This window comes from Streptomyces sp. KL116D, from assembly GCF_030766975.1.
GTDB lineage: Bacteria > Actinomycetota > Actinomycetes > Streptomycetales > Streptomycetaceae > Streptomyces > Streptomyces longispororuber_A.
The window spans coordinates 16,362-34,685 of record NZ_JASERH010000011.1; the positions used below are offsets into that span (position 1 = coordinate 16,362).

Annotated in this window: 17 protein-coding genes and 6 pseudogenes; 18 read left to right on the forward strand and 5 right to left on the reverse strand. The window is 70.7% G+C overall.

Annotated features, from left to right (window positions below):
- Positions 1-507: 507 nt before the first annotated feature.
- Both RBJ77_RS03665 and RBJ77_RS03670 read left to right on the forward strand, forming a co-directional pair.
- Positions 508-636 (forward strand): hypothetical protein, encoded by a 129-nt coding sequence (locus RBJ77_RS03665; RefSeq protein WP_372343663.1) that lies wholly within the window; start codon positions 508-510, stop codon positions 634-636.
- A 644-nt stretch (positions 637-1,280) separates the two neighbouring features.
- The gene (locus RBJ77_RS03670) at positions 1,281-1,793 is read left to right on the forward strand and encodes a helix-turn-helix transcriptional regulator (RefSeq protein WP_372343687.1); all 513 of its coding nucleotides are present in this window, start codon (positions 1,281-1,283) and stop codon (positions 1,791-1,793) included.
- 800 nt (positions 1,794-2,593) lie between these two features.
- Here the strand turns inward: RBJ77_RS03670 and RBJ77_RS03675 are convergent.
- Positions 2,594-3,022: a hypothetical protein gene (locus RBJ77_RS03675; protein ID WP_372343692.1), complete on the reverse strand. Its 429-nt coding sequence runs from the start codon at positions 3,020-3,022 to the stop codon at positions 2,594-2,596.
- Here RBJ77_RS03675 and RBJ77_RS03680 point away from each other — a divergent pair.
- From RBJ77_RS03680 to RBJ77_RS03705, 6 genes and pseudogenes are all read left to right on the forward strand, one after another.
- The gene (locus RBJ77_RS03680) at positions 2,988-3,602 is read left to right on the forward strand and encodes an SDR family oxidoreductase (protein ID WP_372343664.1); all 615 of its coding nucleotides are present in this window, start codon (positions 2,988-2,990) and stop codon (positions 3,600-3,602) included. The two genes, RBJ77_RS03675 and RBJ77_RS03680, sit on opposite strands and share 35 nt — an antisense overlap.
- Before the next feature lie 381 nt (positions 3,603-3,983).
- The gene (locus RBJ77_RS03685; RefSeq protein ID WP_372343665.1) at positions 3,984-4,538 is read left to right on the forward strand and encodes an SDR family oxidoreductase; all 555 of its coding nucleotides are present in this window, start codon (positions 3,984-3,986) and stop codon (positions 4,536-4,538) included.
- A 543-nt stretch (positions 4,539-5,081) separates the two neighbouring features.
- Positions 5,082-5,447, forward strand: a pseudogene (locus RBJ77_RS03690) (Dyp-type peroxidase domain-containing protein); the annotation flags it as partial.
- A 142-nt stretch (positions 5,448-5,589) separates the two neighbouring features.
- Positions 5,590-6,198, forward strand: coding sequence for a Dyp-type peroxidase (locus tag RBJ77_RS03695; RefSeq protein WP_372343666.1), 609 nt, complete (start codon positions 5,590-5,592; stop codon positions 6,196-6,198).
- Between the two features lie 91 nt (positions 6,199-6,289).
- Positions 6,290-7,225: pseudogene (locus RBJ77_RS03700) on the forward strand (MFS transporter); the annotation flags it as partial.
- A gap of 182 nt (positions 7,226-7,407) precedes the next feature.
- Positions 7,408-7,503: pseudogene (locus RBJ77_RS03705) on the forward strand (hypothetical protein); the annotation flags it as partial.
- Between the two features lie 218 nt (positions 7,504-7,721).
- Here RBJ77_RS03705 and ilvC read toward each other — a convergent pair.
- Positions 7,722-8,609 carry a ketol-acid reductoisomerase gene (ilvC, locus tag RBJ77_RS03710; RefSeq protein ID WP_372343688.1) on the reverse strand — a complete coding sequence of 296 codons (888 nt, stop codon included), beginning with the start codon at positions 8,607-8,609 and terminating at the stop codon, positions 7,722-7,724.
- A 444-nt stretch (positions 8,610-9,053) separates the two neighbouring features.
- On the opposite strand from ilvC, the pseudogene RBJ77_RS03715 reads away from it, so the two are divergent.
- Both RBJ77_RS03715 and RBJ77_RS03720 read left to right on the forward strand, forming a co-directional pair.
- A pseudogene (locus RBJ77_RS03715) lies at positions 9,054-9,242 on the forward strand (ferritin-like domain-containing protein); the annotation flags it as partial.
- A gap of 109 nt (positions 9,243-9,351) precedes the next feature.
- Positions 9,352-9,830: pseudogene (locus RBJ77_RS03720) on the forward strand (ferritin-like domain-containing protein).
- Between the two features lie 349 nt (positions 9,831-10,179).
- On the opposite strand, the gene RBJ77_RS03725 reads toward RBJ77_RS03720, so the two are convergent.
- The 3 genes from RBJ77_RS03725 to RBJ77_RS03735 all read right to left on the reverse strand — a co-directional run bounded on the left by RBJ77_RS03725 (position 10,180) and on the right by RBJ77_RS03735 (position 12,593).
- A complete protein-coding gene (locus tag RBJ77_RS03725) occupies positions 10,180-10,686 on the reverse strand; it encodes a low temperature requirement protein A (protein ID WP_372343667.1) in 507 nt (168 codons plus the stop codon).
- 421 nt (positions 10,687-11,107) lie between these two features.
- Positions 11,108-11,305, reverse strand: coding sequence for a low temperature requirement protein A (locus RBJ77_RS03730; protein ID WP_372343668.1), 198 nt, complete (start codon positions 11,303-11,305; stop codon positions 11,108-11,110).
- A 1,126-nt stretch (positions 11,306-12,431) separates the two neighbouring features.
- Positions 12,432-12,593, reverse strand: a complete 162-nt coding sequence (locus tag RBJ77_RS03735; RefSeq protein WP_372343669.1) for a hypothetical protein — start codon at positions 12,591-12,593, stop codon at positions 12,432-12,434.
- A 36-nt stretch (positions 12,594-12,629) separates the two neighbouring features.
- Between RBJ77_RS03735 and RBJ77_RS03740 the strand changes: the two genes are divergently transcribed.
- The 8 genes and pseudogenes from RBJ77_RS03740 to RBJ77_RS03775 all read left to right on the forward strand — a co-directional run bounded on the left by RBJ77_RS03740 (position 12,630) and on the right by RBJ77_RS03775 (position 18,078).
- Positions 12,630-12,818: a hypothetical protein gene (locus tag RBJ77_RS03740; protein WP_372343670.1), complete on the forward strand. Its 189-nt coding sequence runs from the start codon at positions 12,630-12,632 to the stop codon at positions 12,816-12,818.
- Between the two features lie 398 nt (positions 12,819-13,216).
- A pseudogene (locus RBJ77_RS03745) lies at positions 13,217-14,642 on the forward strand (ricin-type beta-trefoil lectin domain protein).
- 152 nt (positions 14,643-14,794) lie between these two features.
- Entirely contained in the window at positions 14,795-15,007 is a 213-nt protein-coding gene (locus RBJ77_RS03750) for an RICIN domain-containing protein (RefSeq protein ID WP_372343671.1), read from the forward strand.
- Positions 15,004-15,510 (forward strand): hypothetical protein, encoded by a 507-nt coding sequence (locus RBJ77_RS03755; protein WP_372343672.1) that lies wholly within the window; start codon positions 15,004-15,006, stop codon positions 15,508-15,510. The genes RBJ77_RS03750 and RBJ77_RS03755 overlap by 4 nt, the downstream gene beginning before the upstream one ends.
- The gene (locus RBJ77_RS03760; RefSeq protein ID WP_372343673.1) at positions 15,507-15,935 is read left to right on the forward strand and encodes a hypothetical protein; all 429 of its coding nucleotides are present in this window, start codon (positions 15,507-15,509) and stop codon (positions 15,933-15,935) included. Before RBJ77_RS03755 ends, RBJ77_RS03760 begins: the two co-directional genes overlap by 4 nt.
- A gap of 852 nt (positions 15,936-16,787) precedes the next feature.
- Positions 16,788-16,925: a hypothetical protein gene (locus RBJ77_RS03765; RefSeq protein ID WP_372343674.1), complete on the forward strand. Its 138-nt coding sequence runs from the start codon at positions 16,788-16,790 to the stop codon at positions 16,923-16,925.
- On the forward strand, positions 16,922-17,668 hold the full coding sequence (locus tag RBJ77_RS03770; RefSeq protein ID WP_372343675.1) for a ThuA domain-containing protein: 747 nt from the start codon (positions 16,922-16,924) through the stop codon (positions 17,666-17,668). Before RBJ77_RS03765 ends, RBJ77_RS03770 begins: the two co-directional genes overlap by 4 nt.
- Entirely contained in the window at positions 17,665-18,078 is a 414-nt protein-coding gene (locus RBJ77_RS03775) for an RICIN domain-containing protein (RefSeq protein ID WP_372343676.1), read from the forward strand. Before RBJ77_RS03770 ends, RBJ77_RS03775 begins: the two co-directional genes overlap by 4 nt.
- Positions 18,079-18,324: the final 246 nt, after the last annotated feature.

Here is an 18,324-nt window from a genome sequence, read left to right on the forward strand (position 1 = left end):
CGCCTGCGGGCCCGGATCCTCTTCGCCCGCAGCCGCGGCGACGAGGCGGCGCCCCTGTTCCTGGAGGCCGCGGCGCAGTTCACCGCCGCCGGGTCGCCGCTGGCGCGCGAGACCTACCTGGAAGCCATCAGCGCGACCATCTTCGCCGGTCTCGTCCACGGCCCGACCGGAGCCCGCGCGGCGGCGATCGCGGCCCGCGACTCGGGGGCGCCGCCCTCCGGTTCGGAGGCCGCCGACCGCTCCTCGACGGCGTCGCCGCGCCCTCGCGGACGGGAACGAGGCCGCCCCGGCCTTGCGGGACGCCCTCGACCTGCTCGTGAACGAGGAACTCGGCACCAGGGAAGCCTGTCATGCGCTGGCTGCTGCTCCTGCCGGTCGCGCTGGAGGCGTTCATCCACTACGCCTGGGACCTGCACGCCTGGGACGCGCTGTCGAGCCGCGCCGTGCGCCTGGCCGCGACGTCGGAGCGCTCGGCGCCCTGCCCCGGCCCTCATCTACGCGGGCGGCGTGCACATCCACTACGGGAACTTCGCCGAGGCCGACCGGATGATCGACGAGGCCGACGCGTCTCCCGCCGCGAGCGGGCCACGCCCCCACAAGTACGCGACCCTGGTCCTGGCCGCGTGGCGGGTGTGAAGGCGGAAGGTCGCCACCGGCATCATCGACGAGGCCAGGCAGCGGGCCGAACAGACCGGCGAGGTCTCCCTGTTGGGCGCCACCGAGTCATCCAGGGGTGCCGTTCAACGGCCTGGGGCGCTACGAGGAGGCGCTGGCGGCCTGCCCGTGCGGGCATCGAGCACGACGATTTAACTTCACCGGCCTGTCGCTGGTGGAACACGTCGAGCGCCGCCACCCGGTGCGGCGAACTCGACCAGGCTGGCTCGCTGGCCCGGCTGATCGAGCTCACCCGGGCCGCCGAACTGGCTGGGCCCGCGGCGCCGCCGCCTGCGGCCAGGCGCTCCTCGGCCGACGGCGACACGGCCGACCGGCTTTACTGGACCGCGATCGAGGGAGCTCGAGCGCGGCGGCGTGGCCGTGGAGGTGGCCCGCACCCACCTGCTGTACGGCGAGTGGCCGCGCCGCAGCCAGCGCCGCTCGTCGGCCCGCAAACACCTGCGTACGGCGCACGAGATGTTCGACGGCATGCGCGCGCACGCCTCGCCGAGCGGGCCTGCCGCGAACTCCTCGCCACCGGCGAGCACGTCAGGGAGCGGGAGGACCGGCCGACCAGCGCCCCTACCCCCAGGAGTTCCAGGTCAGCCGCGCTGGCCGCCGACGGCATGACGAACGCGAAGATCGGCGCGGAGCTGTTCATCAGCCTGCACACCGTGGAGTGGCACCTGCGCAAGGTGTACATGAAGCTCGGCATCAACTCGCGTGTGCGCCGCCCGGTGCCCTGGGACGCCCCGGCCGACGACCTCCCGACGAGGACACGATGCGAGCGCCTGACGCGGGCGCGGGCCAGGGACCCTGTGGTCCCCCATGGACTCCGTGGTCCCCCACGGACCCTGCGGCCCCACATGGACCCTGTAGCCCACGTGGCCGCCGTGGGAGCCGTGCCGCCGTGGACTCTGCTGCCTGTGGGCACCATGGACCTGTGGCCCGTGGGCGTCGTGGACTCCATGGCTAGGCCCGTGGCCAGGGCCTTGGCCACGGGATCCCTGACGGGGCCCAGGGTGTTTCCACGGGCGGGGCCCAGCCCACGGACTCCGCCACGAGGTCCTACGACCCACCACGGGCAGCAAGGGCGCGGGGGAAGGGGGTCACGTGCCAGGGTGGAAGCACGCCCTTGACGGGCGTCCTTCCACGAGCAGGAGCTCCTCATGCCCGCCACCCGCCCCCCAGCCCACGACCCGCCCGCAGACCACGACCGGTCCGCGAACCACGAACGGTCCGCAGATCACCACCGAAGCCGCGAACGCCCGGGCGGCCGGCGTCGGCGACATGGACGCCGCCCCGACGCCTTCCTGGCCGAGCGGACCCGGCTCTTCCGCATCGCCTACCGCATCTGGCGATCGCCACTGGATTAGAGGACGGGGTCCAGGAGGTGGGACGCTGGCAGCTCACCCAGCGTGCGGAGATCGACAACCCGGACCGCGTTCCTGGTGACGGCCACGACCCGGCTGGCCATCAACGTCGTGCGCTCCGCGCGCCACCGCCACGAGGTCCCGGTCGAGCCGCAGTTGGCCGACTTCGGACCGCGCCGCCCCGGACCCCGTGCTGAGCGTCGAGCGGACCGTGGCGGTCGAGGGCGCCCTTGGCCCTGCTCATGGTCACGCCTGACGCCGGACCGGCTGGCCGCCTACGTCCTGCGCAAGGGGTTCGGCTACGCCTACGCGAAACTCGCTGCGCTGCTGCGGATCAGCGCCCCGAACGGCCCGCGTGGTGGTCCACCGGGCGCAGGCCCGCCTGGAGTCCGCCCGCGAGCACCCGGTCCCTCGCCGAGCCGCACCGCCGCCTCGCCGTCGCGTTCAGGACGGCGGGCCCACACCGGCGACCTGAGGTCCGTTGCGGGTGCTCGCCCCCCGAAGGATAGATGCGCCGCGGGCCCGTCGCAGGCTGCGTGGACGAGCCGTTGACCTTGTCACACTGTTCAACGTTTGACGATCGTGTGAGAACACACCATATTGAGTGTGCGGGCATAGAAGAACGCATCGAAGAACGCTTCGAAGAACGCACCGACAATGTGAGGACCGTGCGATGTCCGCAGACTCTTCCGACCAGACTCGCGGCCACGCGCGTCGCGACCGGAGCCGGATCCGGCATCGGCCGGGCCACGGCCGTCGCTCTTCGCCGCCGGAGCGCATGTGCTCGGGGGTGGGCCGGCGAGGAACCGCTGAAGGAGACCGCCGCGCTGCACCGCGGCATCGACGTCCTGGCGATCGACGTCCGCGGCGACGGAGCGCCCGCCGAGGTGATCGCCACCGCCGTGCAACGGTGGGGGCCGCATCGACCACCTGGTCAACAACGCCGGTGCCACAGCGGTGATGAACCTGGCCGAGACCGACGGACCGACGATCACCGGCCTGCTCGCCCTGAACGTCGTCGCGCCGAGCCTTCTCGCCCACGCGGCCCTGCCGCACCTGCAGCGAGACCTCCGGCACGATCATCAACCTCTCCAGCACCTACGGGCACCGGCCCATGGCGGGAGGCGCGCACTACTGGCCAGCAAGGCCGCCATCGAGCAGATGACGCGCAGCTGGGCGCTGGAACTGGCGGGGGAGGGCATTCGCGTCAACGCCGTCGCCCCCGGCCCCACCCGCACCGACGTCATGCTGCACGCCGGACTCACGCCCGAGGCCGCCAACGACATGTACGCCTACGAGCGCGACCGCATCCCCCACCCACCACATCGCGAGCGCCGACGAGGTCGCTCACTGGGTGCTCCGGATGGCCGACCCCGCGGGACGTCACGCGACCGGCCAGGTGATCACTGTCGACGGCGGCCTGGAACTCATCTGACACGCCCGCCCGTCGAGGCCGTTGCCCTCGGCCGACGCCTCGGCCGGACCTGCGCCATGACCACAAGGTGTCACACATCAGGTGCCGGCCCGGTCAAACCCCTCAGCCGACCTGAGCGGACGCACCGACACGGTGCGTGAACGCCCGCGAGGCCGGTCGGACGAGGAGGTTGTGGGTCATGAAGGTCGTGGTGTTCGACGACGGCGGACTCATGGGCGTCGAGACGGCCCTGTGGGTCAGGGACCACGGGCACGAGGTGGGCCTGGTCTCGGCGCCCACCGGGCCTCGACCCGCTCACCCCGGAACAGGTGGCCGACGCCCTGCACGACTGCGCGGTGGTGATCGACCTCGCCCATCAACCGCCCCCCGGCCACCGGCACGTTCCCCCGGCCACCGGCACGTTCCCGACGGGCAACGACCCGCTCCCCCATGGGCAACGGCCGGCCCGGGGACGAGGCGGCTCACCTCGACGCGTGGCTCGCCTCCACCGGCAGACTCCTGCGCGCCGCGACCGCCGCCGGGTGCGACACCACGTGTGCCCTCCGCCGTCGGCGCGGACCGGGGTGCGCGGCGACGGCGCCTTCCGGGCACTGCGGGCGCGGGAAGCCATGATCGAGCGCTCGGGCACCCCCTACTCGATCCTCCGCAGCACGCAGTTCTTCGAGGCCGCCGAGGCGATCGCGGACACGGCCACCGAGGACGGGGTCGTCCAGGTGCCGCCGCTGAGAGTGCAGCCGGTGTCCCTGACGGACGTGGCGATGTACCTCGCCCACATCGCCGTGTCCCGGCCGCTCGGCGGCGTCCGTGAGATCGCCGGTCCCGAACAGTTCGGCCTCGACCGGTTCGTGCGCATCGCCCTCGCGACGGACGCCGCCTACCGGCCCGTGCGCACGCACGCCCACAGCCCCTTCTTCGGCGCCCGCCCGCACTCCCGCGGACCTCCTGCCGGGTGCCGGCGCCTTCGTCGCGCAGACCAGCTACCGGGAATGGCTCGCCGGCCGCTCCCGCACCCGAGGTCAGTTCCTGACCCCGAACCACCACCCCTACCCCTACGCCTACGCCTACGCCAGAAGTGAGCCCAGGATGACGATGACGACACTGCCCGTCGAACTGCTCGGCGGGATCCGCGAACTCGCCGCCGTACCGCTGCCATCGGACACGCCCCACCCAGGCGGGCTGCCCCTGCGCCGATACGCGGTGGAACTGCACGTACCGGACGAGCGGCACCAGGAACTGGAGGCCGAACCCAGGCGGCAGCCACGGCCGACGGCCCGCACCTGCGCGGGAGCGAGGGACGATGGCGCGTCCTGGACGGCTGGAGCAAGGTCGCGGCGGGCCGTCGCCACGAGATCTGCATCTACCGGCTGGAGGTCGAGGGAGGTCGGTCTTGCCGACCAGCCGATCCTCGCCCGCACCGCGGAAAGGGTCATGGCCAACTCCCGCGCCCTGGCGGACCTTCTGGCGGAGTTGCACGCGCGCGGGGTGCTGGACGCGAGGAGCGCCTGCGAGCCGTCGAGGCGGCCGCCGCACCGCGCCCCTGACGCGCGAGGAAGCACGCGCCCTGTCCCGAACCGACTGACCTGCCTACTCGCTGCTCGCTACTCCCGAAAGGATGCCCCATGCCCGAAAGGGTCGAGGAACCCGTGCCCCTAGACGATCCTGCGGTCCCCACTGACCAGCGCGGCGATCTTCCTCGTCGTCACGATCGACGAGGGCGGCGAGCACACCGTTCGCGAACTCCTCCCGACATCGGCTCCCTGGAGCGTGCCGTGGGGTTCCGCGCCCACCCCGACGGCCTGCTGAGCTGTGTGACCGGCATCGGGTCCCACGCCTGGGACCGCCTGTCTCGCCGGAGAACGCCCGGCCCGTCTCCACCCCTCTTCAAGGAACCGCGCGGCGCACGCCACCGAGCCGTCGCCACCCCCGGCGACCTGCTGTTCCACATCCGCGCCGCACGCCAGGACCTGTGCTTCGCGCTCGCCACCGAGATCATGAGCCGGCTGCGCGGAGCGGTCACGGTGCGGGACGAGGTGCACGGCTTCCAGTTCTTCGACGAACGCGACCTCCTCGGCTTCGTCGACGGTACGGAGAACCCCCACGGGTGCCCGGGCGCAGGCCGCCGTGGTCGTGGGCGAGGAGGATCCCGGTTTCGCGGGCGGCAGTTACGTGGTGGTGCAGAAGTACCTCCACGACCTCGACGCCTGGGAAGCCCTGCCGGTCGAGGCGCAGGAGCGGGTGGTCGGCCGGCGGAAACTCTCCGACGTGGAGCTGGCGGACGACGTGAAACCGCCGGACTCGCACGTCGCGCTCACCACGGTGACGGACGCGGACGGCGCCGAGCGGGAGATCCTCCGCGACAACATGCCGTTCGGGGCCGTGGGCACCGAGGAGTTCGGTACGTACTTCATCGGCTACGCGCGCACTCCCGAGGTCACCGAGACGATGCTGGCGCGCATGTTCCTGGGCACGGACGCGGCGACGCACGACCGGATCCCTGGACTTCTCCACCGCGGTCACGGGCTCCTGTTCTTCACGCCGGCCGCGGACTTCCTGGAGGACTCCACCCGACCTGCCCGACTTGCCGGACAGCCAGAGCCAGAGCCAGAGCCAGAGCTAGTCAACGGACGACGCAACAGTGTCACACCAGTCCGGGCCCCACCGGTCTTCAAGGCGAGACATCGCGCCAGTAGACCAGTGGCAACCAGTGGCAACCAGTGGCACAAGGAGTTCACGTGACCAGCACCGCCGAGACACCCCCGTCAGAAGCCCGGGCGGCCCGCCCCCGCCCCCTCTCGCCCACGTCGTCTCCATCGCGGCAGCGGCGGCGATGGGCGGCTTCCCTCTTCGGCTACGACAGTTCCGTCATCAACGGCGCCGTCGAGGCCGTCCGGGACCGCGCTACGACGTCGGTTCGGCGGTGCTGGCCCAGGTCATCGCCATCGCGCTGATCGGCTGTGCGATCGGCGCGGCGACCGCTAGGGCCGGATCGCCGACCGTATCGGCCGGATCCGCTGCATGCAGATCGCGGCGGTCCTGTTCACGGTCCAGTGCCATCGGCTCGGCGCTGCCGTTCGCGCTGTGGGACCTGGCGATGTGGCGGGTCGTCGGCGGGATCGCCATCGGCATGGCGTCCGTGATCGGCCCGGCCTACATCGCCGAGGTCTCGCCGCCCGCGTACCGGGGCCGTCTTGGCTCCTTCCAGCAGGCCGCGATCGTCATCGGCATCGCGATCTCGCAGCTCGTCAACTGGGGCCTGCTGAACGCCGCGGGCGGCGACCAGCGCGGCAAGCTGATGGGTGTCGAGGCCTGGCAGGTCATGCTCGGCGTCATGGTCATCCCGGCCGTGCTCTACGGCCTGCTGTCCTTCGCGATCCCCGAGTCGCCGCGCTACCTGATCTCCGTCGGCCACCACGACGAGGCCCGCCGCATCCTCCACGAGGTCGAGGGCGACGGGATCGACCTCGACGCCCGCGTCACCGAGATCGAGACGGCCATGCGGGGCGAGCAGAGATCGACCTTCGCTGACCTGCTCGGCGGCAGCTTCTTCTTCAAGCCGATCGTCTGGGTGGGTATCGGCCTGTCGGTCTTCCAGCAGTTCGTCGGCATCAACGTCGCGTTCTACTACTCCTCGACGCTGTGGCAGTCCGTCGGCGTCGACCCGACCGACTCGTTCTTCTACTCGTTCACGACGTCGATCATCAACATCATCGGCACGGTCGTCGCGATGCTCTTCGTCGACCGGGTCGGCCGCAGGCCGCTGGCCCTCATCGGTTCGGTCGGCATGGCCGCAGCCCTGGCGCTGGAGGCATGGGCGTTCTCCGCCCGCTCGGCCGGCGGCGAACTCCCCCTCCGGTCAGGGGTGGGTCGCTCTGATCGCCGCCCACGCCTTCGTCCCTGTTCTTCGCCCTCTCCTGGGGCGTCATCGTCTGGGTCATGCTCGGCGAGATGTTCCCCAGCCGGATCCGCGCCGCCGCCCTCGGCGTCGCCGCGTCCGCACAGTGGATCGCCAACTGGGCCATCACGGCGAGCTTCCCTTCACTGGCCGACTGGAACCTCTCCGGCACGTACGTGATCTACGCGCTCTTCGCCGCCCTCTCCGTCCCCCTTCGTGCTCAAGTTCGTCAAGGAGACGAAGGGCAAGGCGCTCGAAGACATGGGCTGATCCCGGCCGCGTACCACCGCCCGGAACGGGGCCGCCGCGGCCGGGCAGGCGCAGCACCGCCCCCGTCCGCGGCGGTCGAGCCCGCCCCGCCCGCGGCCTACGCCTCCTCGTCGACCCAGCTCATGAGCTTGCGCAGCTCGCTGCCCGTGGTCTCCAGGAGCAGTTCGGAATCCTGCTTCTTGTACTCCTGGTACCGCTTCAGACCGCCGTGGTACTCGGCCATCCACTCACGTGCGAAGGTGCCGTCCTGGATCTCGGCGAGCACCTTCCGCATCTCCGCCCGGGTGGCGTCGGTGATGATCCGCGGCCCGGTGACGTAGTCGCCCCACTCGGCCGTCTCCGAGATGGACCAGCGCATCTTCCCCAGGCCGCCCTCGTACATGAGGTCCACGATCAGCTTCAGCTCGTGCAGGCACTCGAAGTACGCGATCTCCGGCTGGTACCCGGCCTCGGTCAGCGTCTCGAAACCGGCCTTCACCAGCGCGGTGACACCGCCCGCGAGGACGGCCTGCTCGCCGAAGAGATCCGTCTCGGTCTCCTCGGTGAACGTCGTCCTGATGACACCGGCGCGGGTGCCGCCGATGCCCTTCGCGTACGACAGCGCCAGCTCGAAGGCCGTGCCGGTCGCATCCTGCTCCACGGCCACGAGACACGGAACGCCGCGCCCCTCCTCGTACTGACGGCGCACCAGATGGCCCGGGCCCCTTGGGCGCGACCATGCAGACGTCCCACACCGGCCGGCGGCTTGACGAAGCCGAACCGGATGTTGAACCCGTGGCCGAAGAACAACGCGTCGCCGTCCTTCAGGTGCGGGGGCGATGTGCTGCTCGTAGATCTCGCCCTGGACCGGGTCCGGCGCGAGGACCATGATGAGGTCGGCTTCGGCGGCGGCCTCGGCCGCCGTCACCACCCGCAGCCCTGCTCCTCGGCCACGGCCCTGGACGCGGAACCTCGTGCAGGCCGATGCGCACGTCGACGCCGGAATCCCGCAGGGACAGCGCGTGCGCGTGCCCCTGGCTGCCGTAGCCGACGACCGCGACCCTGCGGTTCTGGACGAGGGGAGATCGGCGTCGGAGTCGTAGAACAGCTCAGCCATGAGACACACCTTCCGGAGAAGCAGGAACGAACGTACTGACGCGAACGAGTCAGGCCCGGAACGGCAGTTGGCCACCCGTCACCAGCATCGCGGCGCCCGGATGCCGCGGCACGCCGCCGCCCGACATCGACACCATTGACACTATCTCACGCTCACCACGCGCCTCATCAGTGTGAAATCCGCCAGACAGTGTCACAGATGCCCCGGCTCCCCGGTCAGTGGATTGACCTCAGAGGGGCGTGCCCGCTCCGCCGTGACGACGGCGTTCCGCCGGTGGCACCCGCCCCCTGAGCGCACCCCCTACACCGACCAGCCGAAATGAGCTTCGCCGCCATGCCCCACGACCAGTCCACCACGCCCGCCGCCGCCGCGACGACCGGCATCACGACCCTGGAAGACCTGCGCAGGCACCTGCAGTGGGCGATCGAGATCGAGCACTCCACACTGCCGCCGTACCTGACGGCGCTCTACTCCCTCGACCCCGAACGCAACGCGGACGCCGCCCAGTTGATCAGCGGAGTCTTCGTCGAGGAGATGATCCACCTCGCCCTGGTCGCGAACCTGCTGAACGCGGTCGGCGGCCGACCCCCGCCTGGACGTACCGCACATGATGCCGCCGCACCCGCGCACCATGCCGCACGCCGACCCCTCCATCGAGCTGTCGCTCCTGCCGTTCGGCAAGGAGGCCCTCGGCATGTTCCTCCGCCTCGAACAGCCCGCGCGCCCCGGAGACCCGGCGGAGGGCGACGACTACGAGACGATCGGGCAGTTCTACGACGCGGTCGAGAAGGGCCTGCGGGACCTGTGCGCCGAACTGGGCGAGGACCAGGTCTTCACCGGTGACCCCGCCCGCCAGGTCGCCGGCGGCCCGTTCGCCCACACGGCGGGCCACCTCGCCCCGTCACCGACCCGGCCACCGCACTCGCCGCGCTGGAGGAGATCGTCGAACAGGGCGAGGGCGCGGCACGCGCGCCGACGTCTGGGACGGCGACAAGGGACCCTGTTCCACCCCGAGACCAAGGCCGTCTCCCATTACTACCGGTTCCAGGAACTCGCCGTGGGCCGCCGCTTCCAGCCCGGCGACACACCGGAATCCGGCCCCACCGGTGACCCCGTGACCGTGGACCCGGCCGGCATCCGTCCCGTCCGCCCCGACCAGCGGCTTGCGGACCACCCCGAGGGCCACGCGATCCGCACCGCGCAGGAGGCGTTCAACCAGAGCGTACTGCAAGATGCTCCAGATGCTGGAACAGGCCTTCAACGGCAACCCGGCGATGCTCGGCATGTCCGTGGGCACGATGTACGCGGCCAAGGGCCAGGCGCAGGGGCCTGATGGCGATGCGGGGACGACGACGGCCTGGCGGCCGGCCCCACCTTCGAGTACATCGCCCCGAGGACCGGGTCTAGCGCACACCGCCGACGGCGACCGAGGGCGCTCGGCCGACACGGCGGAGCGCCCTCACCCGTCGACACGTCCGTGCCGCCCGAGGACGACGGAACCCCGGCGACGAGCAGCGAGGCGACAACGCCCGTACCCAGCACGGCGAACGGTGTGAACGTCAGGCAGAGGACGGCCAGAGCCGCGGCGGGCGGAAGGACGTCGGCCGCCGTGGACAACTGGGCGGCCCGCCGGTGCAGCAGCCAGCCACACAGGTGACGAAGAGGGCGACGGGCACTGTGTCACCGCCGCGGCCTGGACGTCGGTGAGCGCACGAGCGCCAGGGCCGTGGGTGACGTGGGTGACGTGGGCGACGTTCACCGCGAGCGCCGCGCCGACGGCGGCCGCGGCGGCGAACACGACGTAGTGCCCGTAGCTCACAGCATCGCCGTCCGCTGCGTGCACGCAGACGGACGCGGCGCATCCTGACGCGAAGTACATCCACCACAACGCGAAGACGGTCGGCAGTCCGCCCAGCGCGACGGGCAGGGACGGAGCCGAAGTCCTTGTGGGTGTCCAGTGCGGCACCGACGGCGAGACCGGCGGCCATGACGGACTCGCCGAGGCACGATCAGCGTGAACAGGCCGTAGCGCTCGGCTATGTGCTGCGGATGCCAGGTGGTGCCCTCGGCCCGCTCAGCCCAACCGGCACCGCGAGCTCCAGCACGGCGAGCACGGCGAACGTGACCGTCCCACCGCCGACCGGCCCGGCCACCGACCCGCCCACCGGCAGCGCCAGCCGAGCCGACCACCCGACCTGCAGCACCAAGTGCCCTACGGCGTACGCAGCGCGGACCGCCGCCGCTCACGATCCGTACAAGCGGCGCGCAACCACTGACTGACCATGGCCAGCCGCATCACCACGTACCGCGATGAAGGTGAAGTCCCCGTGCTCCAGCGCCTCGGCGGCCCCCGCGGCCATGACCAGGGCAGATGATCTGAATCAGCGTCAGCGAAACGGTACGGGACGTCGTCGGTGTCGTAGGCCGAGGCGAACCAGGTGAAGTTCATCCCGACGCCCGCAGATCGCGAAGAACACGAGCGCGTAGCCGAGCAGCCCGTGCCCCGCCCGGCCCGACGCGATCTCGTGCTCGAACGCCGACGACGCCTGCGCGACAGCGGCGACGAAGCAAAGGTCGAAGAACAACTCCAGCGCGCTGGCGGCCCGGTGCTCCTCACCGGCGTGCCGAGGCGCGCATCGGCCAGTACCAGGCGGAGAACGCGTTCGTGGACTGACTCATGACGTCCTGATCTGGAGGGCGGGGAGGGTGGGGAGGGCCGTCGGTTGACGAGCACCGTCCGATGCGGACGAGTGTGCGCGGCGGCCGGGAGCCGTTGTGGCCGTCTCCTACGACCGGCTCGGCGCGGATTTGTGACAGCGCCCAGCGGGCGAGGGCGTGCGGTGACACTGTTCTCATGCAGATACCTGTCGAGGCCGTAGCCGCCACCGCGCTGATCGAGGTCGTGAGGATCACCGGCCTCCCGCCGAACGAGGCGCCGCATACCCCGGCGTGACCGCCCACTGGACCGGCGACGAGACGGCCGACGCCCTGGCCCTGATGGGCACGCTGCCCGGCAGCGTGCAGCACCGCTGCGGTTTCTCGCCCGGCTGGGGTATCCGCGCGTACGGGGACTCGCTCGACCAGGCCCTCTTCGAGGCGGCGTTCTGCTTCACCTGCCATGAGGTCCGGATGCGAGGGAGCGGCCGTTCCGTCGTCGCTGACGACGCAGTTCTTCGACGTGGACTCCGCGCCGGCGCAGGCTCTCCTCGCGCTCTTCCGCTCCCACGGCGCCTGAGCCGCCACGCCGCCTGCCGGGCAGCAGCGCGACACGCCAGAGTGGGCCCGGCCGTCGAGGGCGGCCGGGCCCACCCTGGGAGTTCAGCGGTTCAGCGGTTTCCGGCGGTCAGGACGCGACGAACCGCGCGATCTGACCGAGGACGACGGTGTCCGTCAGATACCCGATGTGGGTCTGGCAGAGCACGTTGTTGTTGGTCGCCCCGTCGAGTCCCAGGGTGCTGGTGTACGGGATGATGATGCCGTCGCACGCCGAGTACCAGGTGGCGTACTTGGTGGAGCCGGGCGTCTCGTCACCGGACGAGGATCTGCGAGATGAACGAGGAGCCCGGGTACATCTGCTGGCAGGTCGTGTAGATCAGACAGGCGCCGGCGTACGTGGTGCCGTGGTTGGCGCCCGCGATCGAGGGCGAGGTGGCTGACGCTGAGTGTTTCCGCCCAGCACCTTCAGGTAGTACTGGCTGACCAGCCCGCCCATCAGTGGTTGACGATGGCGACCTTGCTCGCGCCGGTCCGTGCCTTCACGGTGTTGACGTAGGAGGCGAGGCCCTGGGCGTTGGTATGTTGTTGCCGTACGAGTTGTACTCGTAGGCGAAGAGGTTTGGAGCTGGACCAGCCGTTGGCGCGGAAGACGCTCATGGCGGTGACCCAGTTGGAGGCGCTGCCGGTGTAGCCGTGGACGAAGACGACCGGCGTGCTGGTGGACAGTGGCTGCGCGGCGGCGGCCAGGGCGGTGGTCCGCGTGGAGGTGGCCTGCGCGACGGCGGCCGATGCAGGTCGGCGCCCGCCGTCGTCGTGGTGGAGGAGAAGAAGGCGAACGCGGCGGCGGTGGCCGCGAGTACGCCGAGCAGCCGGCGCGGGTGATGCGGGCGGTGCGAGGGACGGGTGGAGCCCATGGAGCCCTCCTGACGGGGGTGTGCGGGTACCTGGTCCGGATCAGGGTGGGGGCAACGGGCCGGAGTGCCATCGGCGAAATCACCGGTGCGCGTAAGTCGTACTGCGACGGCACCCCTCTTAACACGCCTTGAATTAAGTACTGTTGGATCCCCGGGAGGCCCACCGGGCGCTTTGCTGTGTTCAAGTCCTCGTGGCCGTAACCGCGTTGACGGCCATCTTGGTTTCATCTCTTGACGACTTTGGGTGCAGACCTTTAGGGTTCCCGTTCGCCACAGCTTCATGAATGCACCCGGTGTTCCTTACCCATGAACATCTGCACCCCCATCAACGGCCTCCCATGAAGGGCTCGAACCCCCATGTCCCCGATGTCCCCACGCTCCCCATCACCCCAGTCCCCCGCACCCCGCTCCGCCTCCACCCCGCAGCACCGCCCTGCGCACCTGCTCGCCACCGCCCTGCTCGCGGGATCGACGACCGCGCTCGCCGCGTCCCCCGCCGCCGCGGCCACCGGCACCATCACCCGGACTCGGCGGCAGAGTGTCTCGACGTCGCCGCCGCCAGCTCCGCCAGCGGCACGGCCGTCCAGCTCTGACGTGCAACGGGACCGCCGCCCAGCAGTGGACCGTCGGCACCGACGGAACCGTCCGCGCCCTCGGCAAGTGCCGCCTGACGTCACCGGCAATTCGACCGCCAACGGCGCCAGACTCCAACTGTGGGACTGCGCCGGCAGCGCCAACGAAGTGGACCGTCACCGCCGCCCGCGACCTCGTGGGCCAGCAGTCCAGCAGGAGTGCGCCGACGTCACCGGCAACACCTCGAGCGGACGGCACCCGGTCCAGATCTGGACCTGCACCGGCGCGCCAACCAGAAGTGGACCGCGCCCAGCGGCGGCGGCACCACGCGCGGCCGCGCCGATGGCCGTCGCCCCGTACCTCTACAACGGCTGGGGCAGCGGCCCGCCCAACCCGGTCACCGTCATAGAACGCCACCGGCGTCAAGTGGTTCACCCTCGCCTTCGTCCTCAGCAACGGCACCTGCAGCCCCAGTGGGACGGCGGCCGCCCGCTCACCGGCGGCGTCGACCAGCAGACCGTCAACACCGTGCGGGCGAACGGCGGCGACGTCATCCCCTCCTTCGGCGGCTACAGCGGCAACAAGCTGGAGAGCTCCTGCTCCAGCGCCTCCGCGCTCGCCGGCGCGTACCAGAAGGTCATCGACGCCTACGGGCTCAAGGCCATCGACATCGACCTGGAAGCCGGCGCCTACAGCAACGGGACCGTGCAGCAGCGCACGGTCGACGCGCTCAAGACGGTCAAGGCCAACAACCCGGGCATCAAGGTGTACGTCACCATCGGCACCGGCCGGTCGGGACCGGACACGAGCCTGATCAACCGGGCCGCCAACTCCGGTCTCACGGTCGACAGTTGGACCATCATGCCGTTCGACTTCGGCGGTGCGGGACAGAACTATGGGGACGCTGACGACCCGGGCGGCCGAGGACTCAAAGAACGCCCTCGAGAACGCGTACGGCTACGGCGACGACCAGGCGTACCGGGACATGGGCATCTCGTCCATGAACGGGATCACCGACGACAACGCAGGTCCGTCACTACGCCGACTTCCAGACGATCCTCGGCTGCGCGCAGCGGCACCACCTCGCGCGCCTGACGTTCTGGTCGGCCAGCCGCGACCGGCCCTGCTCCGGCGCCTGCCCGAACGACGACACCTGCTCCGGGTGTGTCGCAGAGCGCCTGGCAGTTCACCCGGCATCCTCGCCAAGTACACCGGCTGACGGCCCACCCCACAGGAGACCTCCCGTGTTCACATCTGTGTTCACATCCCTGCGCAGACCCCGATTCCGGTCCGCGCTCGGACACCGGATACCCAGAGCCCTCACCGCGATCGCGCTCGTGGCGACGACCGCGGCGGGCGTCGAGTTCGCCGATGCAGACACCGGCGAGCGCGCGGCCCAGCGCCGCGGCGCGCGCGCTCCCGACCGGCTCCACCACCGTGATCAGCAAGGGCAGCGGCAAGTGCGTCGACGCCCGCGCGGCGGCGAGCGCCGACGGCACCGCCGTCCAGCGGTACGGCTGCAACGGCAGCAGCGCCCAGAACTGGCGGCTGGTGGCCACCAGCGGGACGGCTACTACCGCGTGAACAGCGCCCTGGACGGCAGTAAGGCGTGGGACGTCACCGACGTGTCGACCGCCGACTCGGCCGCCGTCCAGCTGTGGTCGTACTCCAGCGGCGCCAACCAGCAGTGGCTTGCCCGTCGCCGAGGCCGACGGCGCGTACCACTTCGTGAACCGCAACAGCGGCAAGGTGCCTGGACGTGCCCGCCGCCTCCACCGCGGACGGCGTGCAGCTCGCGCGAGTACACCTGCAACGGCACCGCAGCGCAGTCGCTTCACGTTCGGCGGCGGCACGACAGACCCGCACCCGGCACCCCGACTTGGGTCCCAACGTCGCCGTCTTCGACCCGTCGATGTCGTCGTCAGCATCCAGTCCAAGCTGAACTCGGTCTTCGCCCAGCAGGGAGACCAACCAGTTCGGCGCGGCCCGCCGAGCCCTGCTGTTCAAGCGGGTACGTACAGCGCCAACGCCCAACGTCGGCTTCTACACCCAGGTCGCGGGCCTCGGTCTCTCCCCGGACGACGTGACGATCAACGGCTCCGTGCGCGTGGAGGCCGACTGGTTCCAGGGCAACGCCACGCAGAACTTCTGGCGCTCGGCGGAGAACATGTCGGTCAGCCCGACCGGCGGCACCGACCGTTGGGCCGTCTCGCAGGGCCGCCCCGTACCGGCGCATGCACGTGCGCGGCGGCCTCGCGCGCTCGACGGCTGGCGGCTGGTCGGCGGCGGCTCATCTCGATGCGCAGGTCGACGGCCAGATCCGCTCACCCTCCAGCAGCAGTTCCTCACCCGCAACTCCCAGATGGGCGGCTGGTCGGGCTCCAGCTGGAACATGGTCTTCGTCGGCGACCAGGGCGCACCGCCAATCCTTCCACGTACACAACGTCGCGAGCACCCCCGACGATCCGCGAGAGGCCGTTCCTCTACGTCGACAGGGGCCGGCGCCGCCTAGGGGTGTTCGTGCCCGCCCCTGCGCACAACGCCACCGGCACGACGTGGGGCGGCGAGACCCCGGCGGCATGCGTCGCTCCCGCTCGACCAGTTCTTCATCGTCAGAAGCCCGGCGCCACCGCCGCCGACATGAACGCGGCCCTGGCCTCCGGGCCTGAAACCTCCTGGTCACCGGCGTCTACCACCTCAGCCAGACGCTCGGCATCCACCCGACCCCGACACGGTCGTCCTCGGCATGGGCCTCGCCACCCTCGTACCGGACGGCGGGATCACCGCGATCAGCACCGCGGACGTCGACGGCGTCCAACTGGGCCGGCCTCCTCATCGACGCGGGCACCGTCAGCTCCAGACCCTCGTACGGGATCGGCCCGAACGGCGCGTCCGCGAACCACGCGGCCGACCCGATCCAGCTCTCGGGACTTCTTCGTCCGCATCGGCGGCGCCACCGTCAGGCAAGGCGACCAGGTCGGTCGTGCGTGAACAGCGCGAACACCATCGTCGACCACACCTGGATCTGGCGCGCCGACCACGGCAACGCAGCGGCACCGTCGGCTGGACCACCAACACCGCCGACACCGGCCTCGTCGTCAACGGCGCGAACGTCACGCGTACAGCGCCGTCGAGCACTTCCAGAAGGCCCCAGGTCATCTGGGCGGCGGCGGCGGCCGCACGTACTTCTTCCAGAACGAGATGCCCTACGGACCCGCCTTAACCAGGCCGCCTGGATGAACGGCGGCGGCAGGGGATGCCGCCTACAAGGTCGCCGACTCCGTCACCGGCCACGAAGCGTGGGGACTCGGCGCTGCTGCTACTTCAGCACCAACTCCAGCGTGGTCACTCGACCGCCTTCGAGGTGCCGAACACCTCCGGCGTCAGGTTCCACGACATGGTCACCGTCTCCCTGGGCGGCACCGGCACCATCAGCCGTCATCAACAACACGGGAGGCCGTCAACGCACTCCAGCGTCGCCTACCTCACCACCTACCCGTGAACGACCGGAAGGACGGACACCCCCATGTATCGACGATAGGGACGCCTCCTGGTGCTCGCGGCCCTCTCGGCCTGGCCTGCGCCGCCACCGCCGCCCACCCGAGCAGCACGGCGGCAGCGGCGGCGGCCCCTTCAAGGTGCTCGGCCTCTACAGCGGCACCTGGGACGCGGCCCACATCGACTTCGAGAAGGAGGCCAGCGACTGGCTGCCCAAGCAGGCGGCCGCGGAACGGCTTCACCTACACCGCCAGCGGCGACTGGAACCTCCTCGCCAACGGCGGCGTCAACGCCTACCAGGTCGTCCTCTTCCTCGACGACCTCCCGCAGACCGCCGCCCAACGCACCGGATTCGGGCAGTACATGCGCGGCGGCGGCGCCTGGATGGGCTTCCACGTCTCCGCGTTCGACGGACGCGGCAGGCTGGTCCTGGTACCACAACACCTTCCTGGGCAGCGAGCAGCTTCAAGTCCAACACCTGGGGCCGACATCGGCGACCCTCAGGTCAGGACCGCACCCACCGTCACGGTGAACCTGCCCGCCACGTTCGCGTCGTCGGTCAGCGAGGTGGTACAGCTGGTCCAACGACCTGCGCCAGAACCCCGACATCAAGATCCTCGCGTCACGTGGACCAGCAGCTTCTGGGCACCGACCCCAACCAGTCCTGGGTACAGCGGCTGTCACCCCATCCTGTGGACCAACACGAAGTACAAGATGCTGTACGCGAACTTCGGTACAACGCGATGAACTACGGCACGCCAACACCCGCACGTCCTCGACGTTCGCCAGCGCGCAGCAGAACCGCTTCCTGCTGGACGGCCTCAAATGGCTCGGCGGCGCGGACAGCACCCACGCCCCACAGGGACGACACCCTCGACGAGACGTCCTGGTACGCGCTGAAGAACGCAGGCAACGGCACCTGCGTCGACGCCCGAGCGGCCGCCACCACGAACGGCACCGCGATCCAGCGGTACACCTGCAACACCACCCAGGCCCAGCGGTTCCGCCTGACCGCGACGGACAGCGGATACCGCCGCATCGCCGTACGCCCGAACCCCCAACAGGTCATCGACGTCACTGACGTATCGACCGCCGACAACGCACCCCTCAGCTCTGGTCCTACGGAGGCGGCCAGAACCAGCAGTGGCTCCCGGTGAAGGGGACGACGACCGGCCGCTACCGCTTCACGCGCCCGCCACGGCGGCAAAGTGCCTGACGGCGGCCGCGACGGCCACGGGCAGCACACAACTCACCCAGCGGACGTGTGATGGCTCGGCTGCGCAGAGCTTCGCGGTGACTGCCGGCTGAGTCGCGATGGGAGTGACCGGCATCTTGTGCAGGGCGCCCGATCGGGGCGCCCGCCTTCCTCACGGCGTCCGACGCACCGGCAGGGGCGGTGCGTG